Source organism: Erythrobacter sp. RANMB8 (genome assembly GCF_056848235.1).
In genome coordinates this window covers 97,187-113,283 of the sequence record NZ_JBREHG010000004.1, presented here as the reverse complement: position 1 = coordinate 113,283, position 16,097 = coordinate 97,187, and the positions used below count along the sequence as shown (strand labels likewise).

14 protein-coding genes are annotated in these 16,097 nt (G+C 67.2%); 7 read left to right on the top strand and 7 right to left on the bottom strand.

Translation table 11 applies throughout. The annotated features are described in order from the left end of the window. Positions 1-13: 13 nt before the first annotated feature. Positions 14-1,315 carry a heavy-metal-associated domain-containing protein gene (locus tag ACU0AG_RS08095; RefSeq protein WP_482781757.1) on the bottom strand — a complete coding sequence of 434 codons (1,302 nt, stop codon included), beginning with the start codon at positions 1,313-1,315 and terminating at the stop codon, positions 14-16. A gap of 68 nt (positions 1,316-1,383) precedes the next feature. Between ACU0AG_RS08095 and purM the strand changes: the two genes are divergently transcribed. The 3 genes from purM (at position 1,384) to ACU0AG_RS08080 (ending at position 4,760) form a co-directional block, all read left to right on the top strand. After that, positions 1,384-2,481: a phosphoribosylformylglycinamidine cyclo-ligase gene (gene purM, locus ACU0AG_RS08090; RefSeq protein ID WP_482781756.1), complete on the top strand. Its 1,098-nt coding sequence runs from the start codon at positions 1,384-1,386 to the stop codon at positions 2,479-2,481. Positions 2,482-2,595: 114 nt separating this feature from the next. Beyond that, a complete protein-coding gene (purN, locus tag ACU0AG_RS08085) occupies positions 2,596-3,555 on the top strand; it encodes a phosphoribosylglycinamide formyltransferase (RefSeq protein WP_482781755.1) in 960 nt (319 codons plus the stop codon). Next, entirely contained in the window at positions 3,555-4,760 is a 1,206-nt protein-coding gene (locus ACU0AG_RS08080) for a sulfotransferase family protein (protein ID WP_482781754.1), read from the top strand. The genes purN and ACU0AG_RS08080 overlap by 1 nt, the downstream gene beginning before the upstream one ends. A 147-nt stretch (positions 4,761-4,907) precedes the next feature. Here the strand turns inward: ACU0AG_RS08080 and ndk are convergent, their stop codons facing one another. The 5 genes from ndk to ACU0AG_RS08055 all read right to left on the bottom strand — a co-directional run bounded on the left by ndk (position 4,908) and on the right by ACU0AG_RS08055 (position 8,097). Beyond that, on the bottom strand, positions 4,908-5,330 hold the full coding sequence (gene ndk / locus ACU0AG_RS08075) for a nucleoside-diphosphate kinase (protein WP_482781753.1): 423 nt from the start codon (positions 5,328-5,330) through the stop codon (positions 4,908-4,910). Between the two features lie 134 nt (positions 5,331-5,464). Continuing rightward, positions 5,465-5,974, bottom strand: a complete 510-nt coding sequence (locus ACU0AG_RS08070) for a hypothetical protein (RefSeq protein ID WP_482781752.1) — start codon at positions 5,972-5,974, stop codon at positions 5,465-5,467. 66 nt (positions 5,975-6,040) lie between these two features. After that, positions 6,041-6,475 (bottom strand): DNA polymerase III subunit chi, encoded by a 435-nt coding sequence (locus ACU0AG_RS08065; RefSeq protein WP_482781751.1) that lies wholly within the window; start codon positions 6,473-6,475, stop codon positions 6,041-6,043. Continuing rightward, positions 6,472-6,612 (bottom strand): DUF2256 domain-containing protein, encoded by a 141-nt coding sequence (locus ACU0AG_RS08060; RefSeq protein WP_482781750.1) that lies wholly within the window; start codon positions 6,610-6,612, stop codon positions 6,472-6,474. The genes ACU0AG_RS08065 and ACU0AG_RS08060 overlap by 4 nt, the downstream gene beginning before the upstream one ends. Before the next feature lie 24 nt (positions 6,613-6,636). After that, positions 6,637-8,097, bottom strand: coding sequence for a leucyl aminopeptidase (locus ACU0AG_RS08055; RefSeq protein ID WP_482781749.1), 1,461 nt, complete (start codon positions 8,095-8,097; stop codon positions 6,637-6,639). Between the two features lie 122 nt (positions 8,098-8,219). On the opposite strand from ACU0AG_RS08055, the gene ACU0AG_RS08050 reads away from it, so the two are divergent. The 4 genes from ACU0AG_RS08050 (at position 8,220) to rsmA (ending at position 13,998) form a co-directional block, all read left to right on the top strand. Next, positions 8,220-10,496 (top strand): LPS-assembly protein LptD, encoded by a 2,277-nt coding sequence (locus ACU0AG_RS08050; protein WP_482781748.1) that lies wholly within the window; start codon positions 8,220-8,222, stop codon positions 10,494-10,496. 227 nt (positions 10,497-10,723) lie between these two features. Next, a complete protein-coding gene (locus tag ACU0AG_RS08045; RefSeq protein WP_482781747.1) occupies positions 10,724-12,073 on the top strand; it encodes a peptidylprolyl isomerase in 1,350 nt (449 codons plus the stop codon). Then, positions 12,070-13,077, top strand: a complete 1,008-nt coding sequence (pdxA, locus tag ACU0AG_RS08040) for a 4-hydroxythreonine-4-phosphate dehydrogenase PdxA (RefSeq protein WP_482781746.1) — start codon at positions 12,070-12,072, stop codon at positions 13,075-13,077. The genes ACU0AG_RS08045 and pdxA overlap by 4 nt, the downstream gene beginning before the upstream one ends. Before the next feature lie 87 nt (positions 13,078-13,164). Further along, positions 13,165-13,998, top strand: a complete 834-nt coding sequence (gene rsmA / locus ACU0AG_RS08035) for a 16S rRNA (adenine(1518)-N(6)/adenine(1519)-N(6))-dimethyltransferase RsmA (RefSeq protein WP_482781745.1) — start codon at positions 13,165-13,167, stop codon at positions 13,996-13,998. Here the strand turns inward: rsmA and ACU0AG_RS08030 are convergent. Beyond that, positions 13,995-16,094, bottom strand: coding sequence for a malate synthase G (locus ACU0AG_RS08030; RefSeq protein WP_482781744.1), 2,100 nt, complete (start codon positions 16,092-16,094; stop codon positions 13,995-13,997). The genes rsmA and ACU0AG_RS08030 overlap by 4 nt on opposite strands. Positions 16,095-16,097 lie beyond the last annotated feature (3 nt).

Here is a 16,097-nt window from a genome sequence, read left to right as displayed (position 1 = left end):
CGCCGGTCCCGCCTCAGCGGCTGATGGCGAGCGCATTGGCCCCGCGCCGCACGGCAAAGCCGCGGGCTTCGAGCGCGGCGGCCAGTTCTTCCAGCGATCCGGCATAGTTGACACTCATCACCGAAGTGCCGCCGATGGCCGTGCTGGTGACACCCACCCCGCGCACCCCGCCAGTGCCGCGCACCGCGCCCAGCGATGCATCGAAGGCAGCGGCATCGGGCGTGGCGAATTGCACGGTGATGCTGCGCACCGGCGCCTCGCCCGGTTCGACACCGGTCACAGGCTGCGCTTCGATGCGCGGCGCATTGCCCGCCGCAATCGCTGCGGCCTCGGCTGCGGCGGCGGCATCGCGGGCGCGGATCGCGCGGCCGATCTCGATCAGGCGCTGGATCGCCGGATCAGCCTCGCCCATCGTGCCCAGCCGCAAGGTCGGGTCAGGCCGCAGCTTGCCGGCCGCAAGCGCACCAGCAAAGGCGGTATCCATCCGCGCCACGGCCTGTTCGAGCATCGCCGGAACCTCGTCCGGCCCGGCGGCCTTCAGCGTGAAGGTTTCGAGCGGGCGATTGTCGGGGCCGTAGCGAGCGGTGAACGTGCCGCTGACCGGCCCGCCGGGGAACTGGTGGTCGAGCCGGGCGAAGGCCATCACCACATCGGTCGCGCCATACTGGTCGAGCGTGGAGCGCCACCATGCGCGGCTGCGGCGGCCCGCCTGCCCGAAATTGACCAGCAGCGAATCGCCCCCTGCCCCGCTCAGGCGCACGTAATCGATCCGGCTGGTGCCCGGATTGAACTCGGCCCAGGCGCGCTGCCAGGGGTTGCGCTGTTCGAAGGTGATATAGGCCCCGCCCGATTCCATCACCGGGATCAGCAGCAGCGGCGCCGAACGGGTCTGCTGCGCCGTGCCGCCGAGATAGCGCCCGGCGCGCTGGCGATCAAAAATCACGCCGAGTGTCGCAATGTAACGCCGCGGGCCGAGCCGCTCGCGCTCGATCACGATGGCAGCCACCAGCCCGTCAAGCTGGCTGTCGGACAGTTTCGGCCCCTTGAGCTTGGCCCATGCGAGTCGCTGCGCCTCGCGCCAGCCGTTGGCGCGGGCATCCTCGGCGCTTTTGCCCTTGGCATCGACGCTGATGCCGCGCACTTCGATATCGGCGCTGGCCGCCGTGGGCGCGATCCCGCGCTCGCCCGCCACCTGCGCCAGCAGGGCATAGGCACCCCCCAGCAAGGCCAGCGCAACCACAGCGCCCCCGATGCCGCGAAGCAGGGGGCGGGAGAAGGCGGCAACAGGGCCGGGCAGGGATTGCGACGCGCTCATGGGGAAAATCGCTTGTCCTTTGCCCAAAGGCGCGTGGAATTCCAAGCGCGAAAGGCTATGGGGCATCCATGACAACCAAGAACTCCTCCTATACCTACGCCGATGCCGGCGTTTCCATCGCTGCGGGCAACGCGCTGGTGAAGGCCATCGCCCCGCTGGCGAAGGCCACTGCGCGCCCCGGCGCGACGAGCGAGCTGGGCGGGTTCGGCGGCTTTTTCGACCCCAAGGCGGCGGGCTATACCGATCCGCTGCTGGTTGCCGCCAATGACGGGGTGGGCACCAAACTGAAGCTGGCGATCGAACATGACCGGCACGATACGGTGGGCATCGATCTGGTCGCGATGTGCGTCAATGATCTGATCGTGCAGGGGGCAGAGCCACTGTTCTTCCTCGATTATTTCGCCACCGGCAAGCTGGAGAACGGCGTGGCCGAGCGCGTGATCGCGGGGATCGCCGAAGGCTGCAAACTCGCGGGCTGCGCGCTGATCGGCGGCGAGACGGCGGAAATGCCGGGGATGTATGCAGCCGGAGATTATGACCTTGCCGGCTTCTGCGTCGGCGCAGTGGAGCGCGGCGAGCAACTGACGGGCGACAAGGTCGCGGCGGGCGACGTGCTGCTGGGCCTCGCATCATCGGGCGTCCATTCCAACGGCTACTCGCTGGTAAGGCGCCTCGCAGCGGACAAGGGCTGGAAGATGAACCGCCCTGCCCTGTTCGATCAGGAGCAATTGCTGATCGACGCGCTGATCGCCCCGACCCGCATCTACGTCGCCAGCCTGCTGCCGCTGATCCGCGCAGGGCTGATCAATGCCCTCGCCCATATCACCGGCGGCGGGCTGCTGGAGAATATCCCGCGCATTCTTCCCGAAGGCGCCCACGCGCACGTCGATGCCGATCTGTGGCCGCAGCGGCGCCTGATGGCCTTCCTGCAAGCGCAGGGGCACATCGAGCCTGAAGAAATGGCGCGCACCTTCAACTGCGGTGTCGGCATGGTGCTGGCGGTGAGCGAAGCGCACGTCGCCGAAGTGACTGCGAAGCTCGAAGCAGCGGGCGAGACCGTGTTCACGGTCGGCCGCATCGAGGCGGGCGACAAGGGCTGCACGGTGCGCGGCTCTGTGGAGACATGGTCGGCCAAAAGCGACTGGAGCGCGACGCATGCGGGGTGACAAGCCCGTGTCCCCCTCCCGCCTGCGGGAGGGGTTAGGGGTGGGCAAGTTACCGCAAACGTGGCGCCATTCGCTTTCCCACCCCCTGCCCCTCCCGCAAGCGGGAGGGGAGAAGTGAAAGCCCGCATCGCCATCCTCATTTCCGGCGCGGGCACCAATATGGCGGCGCTGCTCTATGCCAGCCGGATGGAGAATGCCGGTTACGAGGTGGTGCTGGTCGCCAGCAATGACCCGCAAGCGGGGGGACTAGCGCTCGCAGCCGTCGAAGGCGTGCCCACCTTCGCCTGCCCCCACAAGGGCATGACCCGCGAGGCGCATGACGCCGCGATGGAAGCGGCGGTGCTGGCGGCGGGGGCGGAATACATCGTGCTCGCCGGTTACATGCGCATCCTGTCGGACGGGTTTGTGGGGCGCTGGGCAGGCCGGATGCTCAACATCCACCCTTCGCTGCTGCCCAAATACAAGGGCCTCGACACCTTCGCCCGCGCCATCGCCGCCGGAGACAGCCATGCCGGCGCGAGCGTGCATCTGGTGACACCCGAACTCGATGCCGGCGAGGTGCTGGCACAGGCACAGGTCGCGATTGCGGCGGACGACACGCCCGAAAGCCTCGCCGCCCGCGTGCGCTTTGCCGAACACCAGCTCTATCCGCGCGCGGTGGCCGAATATGTCAGCCGCTGGCGAAACCCGGCAGCGCTGCTGGCGCGGGTGCGCGAACTCGCCCTCGCCCTGCCCGGAACCGACGAGCGCGAGAGCCACGGCAGCCCCGGCTTCCGCGTCGGCGGAGAGAAATCGGGCAAGTATTTCGCCTATTTCGCCGATCAGCACCACGGCACCGAGCACATCGCCCTGCTGGCGCGCACCGGCGGCATGGACGAGCTGCTCGACCTCGTCGAAAGCCAACCCGACATCTATTTCAAGCCCGCCTATTACGGCGCGAGCGGGTGGGTGGGGATCATCCTCAACCGCCCGGGGGTGGACTGGGACGAGGTCGCGCAGTGGCTCCGGCGCAGCTGGCACTCGGTCGCGCCGAAGCGGCTGACGCGGTTCATGGACATCGCGGACGAATTCTGATGGCCCCACCCCGCCCTCACCCTCTGGCACGCGGGCCGCTGGCGAGCCGGGCGAATGAATTTTTGGGCAAGGCATGGGAACGCGGCTGGCTGCCTCCACCCGATCTCGACCCGCAGGCGCTGTGGGCGCTGGCGGCCAAGCCCTATGGCGCACAGGCACTGGCGGCAGAGCATGGCGGGCGCGCGGAGGAAGACACCGCCGATTTCCGCGAGCGGCTGGAACGGCTGTGCGCCGCGCTGCTGGCAGAGGCCGATCTCAACCCGCTGGGCCGGGCGATGGCGTGGGGGCAATTGTCCCGCGTGGTGAAGAACCGGCTGGCATTCGGCGCGCTGTGGCGCGAACGGCCCGAATTGACTGAAACCCCGCTCGCCCCGCCGATCATCGTCATCGGCCATATGCGCAGCGGCACCACCCGCATCCACACGCTGCTGGCGGCTGATCCGGCGCACTCGCACACCCGCTATTGCGATGCCTACCACCCTGTCCCTGCGCCGCTGGGCATGAACCGGGTGAAGGCCGCGCTGGAGCTGGCGATGCTCGGCGCGCTCAATCCGTGGATGCAATCGATCCACCCCATGGCAGCCGGCGCGGTGGAGGAGGAGCTGGCGTGGCTCTCCGCTGCGCTGCACCACTCGATCTACGAATCGCAGTGGCACATTCCGGCCTATTCGGCGTGGAGCGAGGGGCGCGGGTCCCTGCCGGTCTATCGCGAATTTGCCCGCATCCTGCGCACCGATGCCGCCACCCGTGGCGTGGCGGACAGGCCGCGGGTGATGAAGGTGCCCGCCTTTGCCGAAGACCTTGGCACACTTCTCACCCGGTTCCCAAATGCCCGGCTGGTGATCGCCCACCGCGATCATGCCGCCGTGCTGCGCAGCGCTGTGAGCCTCGCGGCGAACCAGATGGCGATGCAATCCGACACCTGCGATCTCGCCGCGATCGAGGCGCGCTGGCGGCACAAGATCGCCCTGCGCGAGTCGCGCATGGCAGAGGCGCTGGCGGGCTGGCAGGGGCCGGTCGCACAGCTCGATTTCGACGAACTGGGCGCCGATTGGGAAGGCGCGATCCGGCGCTGCTATGCGGCGCTCGGGATGGCGCTGACCCCGCAGGCGCTGGCGGCGATGCGCAGGCAGATGGCGGCCAGCGCAACCGGCCACCACCACGCCCATGCCGAACAGCTGGCGCGGTTTGCGGAGGCGGGTTGAATCTCACAACCGTTCGCCTCGAGCGTAGTCGAGAGGCCGCAGAGCAGATGTCTCGACTACGCTCGACACGAACGGGTTGGGTGCTGAAAGCAAAAGGGCCGCCCCCTTGCGGAGACGGCCCTTTGCCTGTCGCACTGTCCGAAGGACTTAGCCGACGATTTCTTCCGGCTTGAAGAAGAACGCGATTTCGATCGCGGCGTTTTCTTCCGAATCCGAACCGTGCACGGTGTTCTCGCCGATCGACAGCGCCAGTTCCTTGCGGATCGTGCCCGGGGCAGCATCGGCCGGGTTGGTCGCGCCCATCACTTCGCGGTTACGGGCGACAGCGTCTTCGCCTTCGAGCACCTGCACCACCACCGGCTCGCTCATCATGAATTCGACGAGTTCACCGAAGAAGGGACGCTCCGAGTGCACCGCGTAGAAGCCTTCGGCCTGTTCGCGGGTCATGTGGATGCGCTTCGAAGCGACGACGCGCAGGCCGGCGTCTTCCAGCATCTTGGTGACCGCGCCGGTCAGGTTGCGGCGGGTGGCATCGGGCTTGATGATCGAAAAGGTGCGAGTGACCGCCATGATAGTGCTCCTGTGAACGTCTTTTACGGGGGATGTTGGCCGCGCCCGTAGATGCTGCGCTGCAAAATGGCAAGCGCCAGCAACACCGCATCGGCGCGGCGCAATTTCCGTTCAGAGGCGGGGCAAGGCGGGCGTCAGCCGCCGGTCTTGCTGCCGATGATGATCTGCCCCGTGGTCACGCCTTCGCCGGGGCTGGCGGTGACCGACAGGGTGGACCCGTCATCCTTGCGCTCGCCGCCGATCATCTGCGTGCCGTTGGTGTTCATTTCGAGCTGGATTTCGAAACCCGCCGCCTTGGCCTGTTCGCGGTAATGGGCCACCACCTTGTCCGCAGGGGCCTTGGCCTCGAACATCACCATCGTGCCCTTGCCATCGGGCTGGTTGACGACGGTGTTGGTGACGACAGTCGATCCCGGGAACAGGCTGAAGCCTTGCGGAAGATCGACCGGCACCGATGCGCCCGAACGCATGGTGGCGGTGCCGTCCGGCCCCTTCACCGTCATGCTGGTCTCGCCCGATTCCTGGTCGATGGTGTATTCGGCGTTCTCGCCGTCTTCGGTGGTGAATTCGCCCGAGGTTTCCGATCCGCAGGCAGCCAATGCCAGCGCGGCGGTTGCGGTGACAAGAGTTGTGATAATGCGCATGTTCCGTCCCCCAATCACAAGGTTACGGGGTTGAACATCCCCTATCGGCGATGCGGGCGCAACCCCTCAACGCTTCCTGACCCAGCGCCCGTCTTCCTGGGCATAGTAGCTGCGCTCCACATCCTCGCGGCCATCCTGCGCGGCCCATGCCAGCCGCGCATCGGGGGCGAGATCGGGCGGGAACAGCAGGAACACGCGGGCAAAGCCGGGGGCCTCGCGGTAACGCCCGTCGGCAAGGATCAGGTGGCTGGCCCCGTTGGGTGCGGCAAGATCATCGGACAGCAGCACCGGCTGGCGATCGCTCCCCGGCGCGGCTGCCTCGCCATTGGCAAGGAAGCTCTCCGGCCCCGCCTGCCACAAGGCCCGCGAAATGGCGGCGCGCTTGTCGGGATCGGCACAGACCACCAGCAACCGTTCCCCGGCATCGAGCGTGCGCTTTGCGATCAGCGCGACGACCTTTTCCAGCGGGTCATGGGTGTATTGCCAAAAGTCCAATTTCATGGGGCAGGCTTACTTCGGCGGCAGCGGTCGGAACAATATTTCACATTGTCCCAGTCCCGCTCCCACTTCTTGCGCCACGTGAAGGGCAACCCGCAGGCAAGGCAGGTCTTGGTCGGCAGATCGCTTTTCTTGCGCATCTTGGGGATGACGGAGAACTCCCCTTAACCTTCCACCACATCCCGCACGAACTGGTCGAGCAGGCGCACGCCGTATCCCGTGGCGCCCTTGTCCCAGCTGTGGCCGGGCTTGTTCGACCACACCATCCCCGCGATATCAAGGTGCGCCCAGGGGGTGCCGTCCTTGATGAAGCGCTGGAGGAACTGCGCCGCGGTGATCGATCCACCTTCGCGCGGGCCGATATTCTTCATGTCGGCGACCGGCGAATCGATCAGCTTGTCGTAATTCGCACCCAGCGGCATCCGCCACAGCTTGTCGCCGCTCGCCTGACCCGCCGCCGTCAGCTGCGCGGCGAGCGTATCGTCATTGGCGAACATCCCGCCATATTCATTGCCGAGGCTGATGATCATCGCGCCGGTCAGCGTGGCGAGATCGACGATCCGCGCCGCATCATACTGCTGCTGCGCCCAGTGCAGCGCATCGCACAGCACCAGCCGTCCTTCGGCATCGGTGTTGAGCACCTCGACCGTCTGCCCGCTCATGGTGGTGACGATATCGCCGGGGCGCTGCGCCTTGCCGTCGGGCATGTTCTCGACGAGGCCCATCACGCCGATCACATTGGCCTTGGCCTTGCGGCTGACCAGCGCCAGCATCGCACCCGCGACCGCGCCCGCGCCGCCCATGTCCCACTTCATGTCTTCCATGCCCGGCCCCGGCTTCAGCGAGATGCCGCCGGTGTCGAAGGTCACGCCCTTGCCGACGAACACGGTCGGCTTGTCACCCGCCGTACCGCCGTTCCAGCGGATCGCCAGCAGCTTGGATTCGCGCTGCGAGCCGAGGCCGACGCCCACCAGCGCGCCCATGCCGAGCGCTTCCATTTCCTCTTCGCCCAGCACGGTGATTTCCGCGCCGGTGCCGGCGAAGGCTTCCTCGCAGGCCGCAACGAAGCTGGCGGGGTAGATGATGTTGGCCGGTTCGGTCACGAGGCCGCGGGTGAATTCCACGCCCTTGGCCAGCGCCGCCTCGCGCTCCCACGCGGCCTCGGTGCCTTCGGGCGCGCCGGTCACGTGGACGGTCTCAAGGCTCGGCTTCTTGTCGGCGGCGAGCTTGGTGCGATACTTGTCGTGCCGCCAGCCGCGCAGACGCAGGCCCAGCAGCACCGCCGCCGCCTGATCCGCCGAAAGCCCCGCCTGCCCCAGATCGAGCACCATCGCCCGCTCGGTCGAGACCAGATACTTGGCCGTGATCGCCGCGCCCGCGCGCTCGCAATCCATCCGGCGTTCGGCCCCGTCAGCCTCGCCCGCGCCGGCCAGCGCAATGCGCTTCACCGCGCCGCCGCTGCCGGAGAAGCCTTCGAACAGCTGCCCGGCGCGGCCTGTGAAGCGCGAGGCGGCCGCCCCTTCGACCAGCGCCGCATCAATCCCGGCAAGCGCCGCACCCTGATTGACCACGCGGGCGTGCAGGCGGACATCGGAAGGCGGGGTGGCGGTGAAAAGGATCTGCATGGGTTCTCCGAAGATGCTGTGGCCGGGCCGCTGGCAGGGTGCCGCACGCTTGCGACAAACCGCGCCGGGCGCGGGCGCAATGCCGATTGCGATTAGGCGCGAGCGGTGCAATAGGCAAGGCCATGTCGGGAGGCTCGCCAGACGGATCGCGGGAAGCCGTGTGCCATGACCTGCGCGTGCCGTCGCAGGGTGCTGTGTCGCGTCTGGCACTTGCGCTGGCACTGCTCGCCACCCCCGCCGCCCTCGCCGCGCAGGAGTCGGTTCCCCTGCCCGAGGAATCAGCCACCGCTGCCGCGCGCCGGATCGATTTCGAGGCGACCGAGATCGCCTATGACAACCAGACCGACAGCGTCACCGCACGCGGCAATGTGATCCTGCGATCGGAAGACCGCTCGGTCCGCGCCGACGAGGTGACGTGGGATCGCAAATCCGGCCGGATCATCGCCAGCGGCAACATCCGGCTGGTGGACGAGGCGGGCAACCAGCTGTTCACCGATCAGGTCGAACTGACGGAAGAATTCGATACCGGGGCAATGAGCGAGCTGCTGATCGCCCTGCGCGCAGGCGGGCGGCTGGCGGCCCGTTCGGCCGAACGCGGGGCGGATGGCAACGCGGTCCTGACCGATGCCGCCTACACCGCCTGCCCGGTCGTCAGCCCCGAAGGCTGCGCCGAAAACCCCAGCTGGCGCGTCACCGCCGACCGCGTGATCTACGACCAGACCGAAAGCCGGGTGCGGTTCGAAGGCGCGGTGCTGGAACTGTTCGGCGCCCGCATCCTGCCCCTGCCCGGCCTTGCGATCCGCACCGATGGCAAGGCCGAAAGCGGCTTTCTGGTGCCCGATATCCGCATCACCCAGGTCAACGGGCTGGAGCTTTCAGGCGAATACTACCTGCGCGTGGCGGAAAATGCCGATCTGACGCTGGGGGCCTATGTCTTTTCCAACGTCGCCCCGATGGCGAGCGCGAAGTGGCGGCATCTGACCGAAAAGGGCGCCTACCAGATCACCGGCTATGCCACCTTCAGCGACCGCCTGACCGATTTTACCGGCGCCGACAGCTTCCAGAGCGATCCGCGCGGTTACCTTGATGCCAATGGCCGTTTCCAGTTCTCGCCCGACTGGAGCCTGACGGGATCGATCCGCCTCGCATCCGACCGCACCTTCCTGCGGCGCTACGATCTCAGCCGTGACGACCGCCTGCGTTCGACCATCGACCTCGAACGCATCACCGATCTGTCCTACCTCTCGATCGCCGGCTGGGCGACGCAGACGCTGCGGCTCAACGCCGATCAGGGGCAGGTGCCGCTGGCCCTGCCCGCGATCGACTATCGCCAGAAACTCGCCAATCCGGTGCTCGGCGGGCGGGTGCAGTTCCAGGCCAACAGCCTCGCCCTGCTGCGCAACGACGGGCAGGACACCCAGCGCGCCTTTGCCGGGGTGCAGTGGGACATGAAGCGCCTGACCGGCATGGGGCAGGTCGTCACCCTGACCGCGCTGGCGCGGGGCGATATCTACAACACCAACAATATCGGTGCGACCACCACGCTCAGCTATCGCGGCACAGACGGCTGGACCACACGCGGGATCGCCACCGCTGCGCTCGATATCGAATGGCCCTTCGTGGGCGAGGCTTTCGGCGGAACGCAGGTGTTCAAGCCGCGCGTGCAATTCGTCGCCAGCCCCAAGATCCGCAACCTCGCCGTGCCCAACGAGGATGCCCGCGCCATCGATCTGGAGGATTCCAACCTCTTCGCCCTCAACCGCTTCCCCGGTTACGACCGCGTCGAGGACGGCAGCCGCATGACCTGGGGCGTGGACTGGGAATTGCAGCGCCCCGGCTGGCGGATCAAATCGACCATCGGCCAGTCCTTCCGGCTCGAAGCGCCGCGCGATCCGATCTTCCCCGATGGCACCGGCCTGTCGGAGCGGGTGTCCGATTTCGTCGGCCGCACCGAAGTGCGGTTCCGCAATCTCGTCAACCTCACCCACCGCTTCCGGCTCGACAAGGACAATTTCGCCGTCCGCCGCAACGAAATCGACGCGACCATCGGCTCGCGCCGCACCTATCTCGAAGTGGGCTACCTGCGGCTCAACCGCGATATCGCCACAGTCGAGGACCTGCGCGACCGCGAGGAACTGCGCGCTGCGGCCCGCATTGCCATCGGGCGCAAGTGGTCGGTGTTCGGATCGGGGGTGTTCAACCTGACCGACGCCGATGAAGACCCGGTGTTCCTGCCCGACGGGTTCGAACCGATCCGCACGCGGCTGGGGGTGGCCTATCAGGACGACTGCATCGAATTCGGCGCGACCTGGCGGCGCGACTTCATCGATGCGGGCGATGCCCGGCGCGGCAATGCCTTCCAGCTGTTCTTCGCCCTGCGGAACCTCGGGTTCCGGTAATTACCGGCGCGCAATCTGGGGTTCCGGTGACGCCTGCGAATTGGCAGGGGCGATAATTGGGGCTAAGGGGCAGCGCAGGGCAAAGCGGGCAGCGCCTTCGGGATCGGGCAAGGCTCAGCTTCCATTCAGCCGGATCAGGTAAACGGCTGGCCATGCGCGAGGGATCGTGCACAACGGATCGACCATAAGGCGGGAATGAACGCGTGAGTGTGAAGCTGTTTTCCAGAATGCTCCTGACCCGGGCCGGAACCGCGCTGGCGGCCGCCGGCATGATCGGCCTTGTGATGGCGCCGGTGGCTGCAACGGCGCAGACTGTCGCTGTGCCCACGGCTGACAACCCCTTCGGCCTGCCGGAAGATATCACCCTGTTCGGCAAGGCCGATCCCGACCGCCGCACCGCCACTGCCGTGGTCAACGGCTTCGTCATCACCGGCACCGATATCGACCAGCGCGTGGCGCTCGTCACCTCGGCTTCGGAAGCGCCGATCCCGGAAGACGAGATGCTGCGCCTCAGGGTGCAGGTGCTGCGCAACCTGATCGACGAAACGCTCAAGATCCAGGCCGCCGCTGCCGACGAGATGGAAGTGAAGCGCGAAGAGGTTGAACAGACCTATGCGCAGCTGGCCGGACAGAATTTCGGCGGCGATCCGAAGAAGATGGACGAATATCTGCGCTCCATCGGTTCCTCCCCAGCCTCGCTGAAGCGCCAGATCGAAGGCGAAGTGGCATGGGAAAACCTGCTGCGCCGCAAGGTCATGCCCTTCGTCAATGTCTCGGCCGAAGAAGTGAACGATGTGCTCAAGCGCATGAACGAGGCGCGCGGCACCGATGAATACCGGCTGGGCGAAATCTACCTTTCGGCCACCACCGAAAACCGCGCCGCCGTGCTCGCCAATGCGCAGGCGATTGTGCAGCAATTGCAGCAGGGCGGCAGCTTTGTCGCCTATGCCCGCCAGTTTTCGGAAGCCTCGCACTCGATCGTCGGCGGCGATCTGGGCTGGGTGCGGCTGGGCCAGCTGCCGCCGCAGATAGCCGCTGCCGTGCGCGAGATGCAGGCCGGCCAGTTGCAGGGACCGATCGAGATTCCGGGCGGTTTTTCGATCATCTACCTGATCAACAAGCGGCAGGTGCTGATGGCCGACCCGAACGAGGCGGTGCTGAGCCTGAAGCAGATCTCGATCAGCTTCGAACCCGGCATCACCCAGGCCCAGGCCGAAGCGCGGGTGGCCGAATTCAACGGCTTCCTCAATGGCCTGCGCGGCTGCGCCGATGCCGATGCGGGCGCAGCGAAGATCGGGGCCGAAGTCGTCACCAACGACCAGATCAAGGCCGCCAACCTGCCCGAACAGCTGCGTGCGATCCTGCTCAACCTCCAGATCGGGCAGGCCACGCCCCCGTTCGGCGGGGTGCAGGAAGGCGTGCGCGTGCTGATGCTGTGCGGGCGCGATGATCCCAAGGATGCGGGCGCGCCGACCTTTGCGGCGGTGATGGACCAGATCGAGGAAGAGCGCGTCAACAAGCGCGCCCAGCGTTACCTGCGCGATCTGCGCAACGACGCCTACATCGAATACAATTGACGCCGCAGGCCGCACCTCTCGCGATCACGCTCGGCGATCCGGCGGGCGTCGGGCCGGAGGTGATCCTCGGCGCGTGGGCGCGTCTGAAGGCGCAGCGCCGCGCCCCGCCCGCCTTTGTGGTCGGCGGGCCGGAACTGCTGCGCAAGGTGGCCGAACGGATGGGGCTCGACTGCCCGGTTGTCCCGATTGCAGAGCCTGCCGAGGCGCTGTTTGCCGCTGCCGCCGGATTGCCGGTCATGGCCGGGCTTGATGCCCCGCTGACCCCCGGCAGCCCCTCGGCAGAGGGCGCCCGCCTCGCGCTCGCCTCGCTGCAATGGGGGACGAAGTTCGCGCTCTCCGGCCTCGCGGCGGGGCTGGTGACCGCGCCGGTGGCCAAGGGCGCGCTCGCGGCGATCGGCTGGGACTACCCCGGCCAGACCGAATTCCTCGCCGACGCCTGCGGAGCGCCCTATCGCGATGCGGTGATGATGCTGGCGGGGCCCTCCTTGCGCACCGTGCCGCTGACGGTCCATGTCGCCCTGTCCGAGGTGCCGGGGCTGCTTTCGGCCGATCTGATCGTGCACAAGGCGCGTATTGTTGCCGCCGGCCTCTCCCGCGATTTCGGGGTGGCAAGCCCCCGCCTCGCGATTGCCGCGCTCAACCCGCACGCAGGCGAAGGCGGGCAGTTCGGGAACGAGGAAGCAGCGGTGATCGCGCCTGCCATCGCCGCGCTTCAGGCCGAAGGCATCGCCGCTTTCGGCCCGGTCCCCGGCGACGCGCTGTTTACCCCGCGCGCCCGCACCACCTACGACGCGGCGCTGTGCATGTATCACGATCAGGCGCTGATCCCGCTGAAGGCGCTGGAGTTTGACGAAGGGGTCAACGTCACCCTCGGCCTTCCCATCATCCGCACCTCGCCCGATCACGGCACTGCCTTCGACATTGCGGGGCAAGGCAAGGCCGATCCCGGCGCGATGGCGGCGGCGATTGTGATGGCGGCGCAAATGGCGGAAGCGCGTGGCTGAGGCGCAGGCCCACCCCGCTGCGACTAGGCGGCAAAGCCGCCAAGTCTCGCTCCCCTCCCGCTTGCGGGAGGGGTTGGGGGTGGGCACATGACGACCCTCCCTCCCATCCGCGAAGTCATCCAGAAGCACGGCCTCGCCGCGTCCAAGGCGCTGGGGCAGAACTTCCTGCTCGATGAACAGCTGCTCGCCCGCATTGCCGCGCTGCCGGGCGATCTTTCGGGGCAACAGGTGCTCGAAGTCGGCCCCGGCCCCGGCGGCCTCACCCGCGCCTTGCTGCGTGCAGGCGCGAAGGTCACCGCGATCGAGATGGACCGCCGCTGCCTGCCTGCGCTGGCTGAGCTGGGCGAGGCTTTTCCGGGCCAGCTGACCGTGATCGAGGGCGATGCGCTCAAGCTGGATCACAATGCGCTGATGGCCAAAGACGGCAGACCTGAGCCGTTCCACGTGCTCTCGAACCTGCCTTACAATGTCGGCACCGCGCTGTTCGTGCGCTGGCTGGGCGGGGAAAGCTGGCCGCCGCTGTGGCAGTCGCTCACCCTGATGTTCCAGCGCGAGGTTGCCGACCGGATCGTGGCGAGCGCGGGGGATGACGCCTATGGCCGCCTCGCCGTTCTCGCGCAGTGGCGGGCCGAGGCGAAGCTCGCGATGAAAGTCCACCGCAGCGCCTTCACCCCGCCGCCCAAGGTGATGAGCGCGATCGTCCACGTGACCCCCGCCCCCATGCCGGAAGGCGTATCGGCCCGCACCCTCGAGCGCCTCACCGAAGCCGCCTTCGGCCAGCGCCGCAAGATGCTGCGCCAGAGTTTGAAGGGTGTGCCGGGCGCGCTGGAGGCGCTCGCAAGCCTCGGCATCGACGAGACGCGGCGGGCGGAAACGGTGAGCGTCGAAGAATTCGTCAGCGTGGCGCGGGCGCTCGGCTAGCCCGCCTTCTTGCGCAAGCGCCACGCGTGCAGCAGCGGTTCGGTGTAGCCGCTCGGCTGCTCGACCCCCTTGAAGATCAGGTCCTTCGCCGCGCTGAAGGCCGCGCCGTTCTCGTTGCCTGTCAGCGGCACATACAGCGGATCGCCCGCGTTCTGCGCGTCGACCTTCGCCGCCATGCGGGTGAGCGAGTCCATCACCTGCGCTTCGGTGATCACCCCGTGCAGCAGCCAGTTGGCGATGTGCTGCGAGGAGATGCGCAGCGTCGCGCGGTCTTCCATCAGGCCCACATCGTTGATGTCGGGCACCTTGGAGCAGCCCACGCCCTGATCCACCCAGCGCACCACATAGCCGAGCAGGCCCTGACAATTATTGTCGAGCTCCTCGGCGATTTCAGCTTCCGACCAGTTCGTGCCGTCTGCCAGCGGGATCGCCAGCAGCGCGTCGAGACCCATCGGTTCAGGGAGCGCCTTCTGCACCGCGAAGACGTTGATCTGGTGGTAATGCAGCGCGTGGAGCGTCGCCGCGGTGGGCGACGGCACCCACGCGGTGTTCGCGCCGGCCTTCAAGTGGCCGATCTTCTCGACCATCATCTGCCCCATCAGATCAGGCGCGGCCCACATGCCCTTGCCGATCTGCGCCTTGCCCGAGAGGCCATGCTTGAGCCCGATGGCGACATTGCGCGCCTCGTAGGACTTCAGCCAGTCGCTCCCCTTCATCGCGCCCTTGCGGAGCATCGGCCCTGCCCGCATCGAGGTGTGGATTTCATCGCCCGTGCGATCGAGGAAGCCGGTGTTGATGAACACGATCCGGTCACGCACGGCATGGATGCAGGCGGCAAGGTTGGCGCTGGTGCGGCGTTCCTCGTCCATCACGCCGACCTTGATCGTGTGGCGCGGGAGGCCAAGCAGGTCTTCCACCGCGTCGAACAGGTCATTGGTGAACTTGCATTCTTCGGGCCCGTGCATCTTGGGCTTCACGATGTAGATCGAACCGCAAGCCGAGTTGCCGAAGCGCCCGTGGCCCTCGACATCGAGCGTGGAGATCGCCGAGGTGAAGACCGCGTCCATGATGCCTTCGGGGATTTCCGAGCCATCCGCGAGACGGATCGCGGGGTTGGTCATCAGGTGGCCGACATTGCGCACGAACATCAGGCTGCGGCCCTTGAGGGTGCGGGCGGTGCCGTCGGGGGCGGTATAGGTCTTGTCGCTCGCCAGCGTGCGGGTGAGGGTCTTGCCGCCCTTCTCGAAACTCTCCGACAGATCACCGCGGATGATGCCGAGCCAGTTGGTATAGGCCAGGAGCTTGTCCCCGGCATCGACCGCCGCGACCGAATCCTCGCAATCGGCGATGGTGGTGAGCGCGGCTTCGACCATGATGTCGGCAATGCCCGCAAGGTCGGTCGCGCCCACCGGCGTGCTCGCATCGAATACGACTTCGACATGCAGGCCGTTGTTTTTGAGGAGAATACCCTTGTCGGTGGTGCCGACAGCTTGCGCCGGTTCGGCCAGCGTGATGGCTTCACGACCCGCCAGATCGGCCCAGCTTGCGCCGCCCGCCAGCGGGAAGGTGGCATCGAGAAACTGCCGCCCGCGCGCAATCACCGCCGCGCCGCGCTCAGCGTCATAGCCGCCGGCCTTGGCGGGCGGCGCATCGAGCGCATCGGTGCCGTAGAAGGCATCATAGAGGCTCCCCCAGCGCGCGTTCGCCGCATTCAGCAGGAAGCGCGCGTTGAGGATCGGCACCACCAGCTGCGGGCCGGCCATGGTGGCGATTTCGGGATCGACGTTCTGCGTGCCGATCAGGAAGTCGCCCGGTTCGGGGACGAGGTAGCCGATGTCGGTCAGGAACGCCTTGTAGCCGTTCGCATCGTGCGGCTTGCCGGCGCGTTCGCTATGCCATGCGTCGATCTGCGACTGAAGGCTCTCGCGCTTTTCCAGCAGAGCGCGGTTACGCGGTGCGAATGCGGCCAGCAGCGCGGCGAAGCCTTCCCAGAATGCCGCCGAATCACGCCCCAGCGGTGCCAGAACCTCGTTTTCGAGAAAGCTCGCGAGGCCAGCGTCAATCGCGATACCGGCGCGGGTGGTCATGTCAGTCATCAG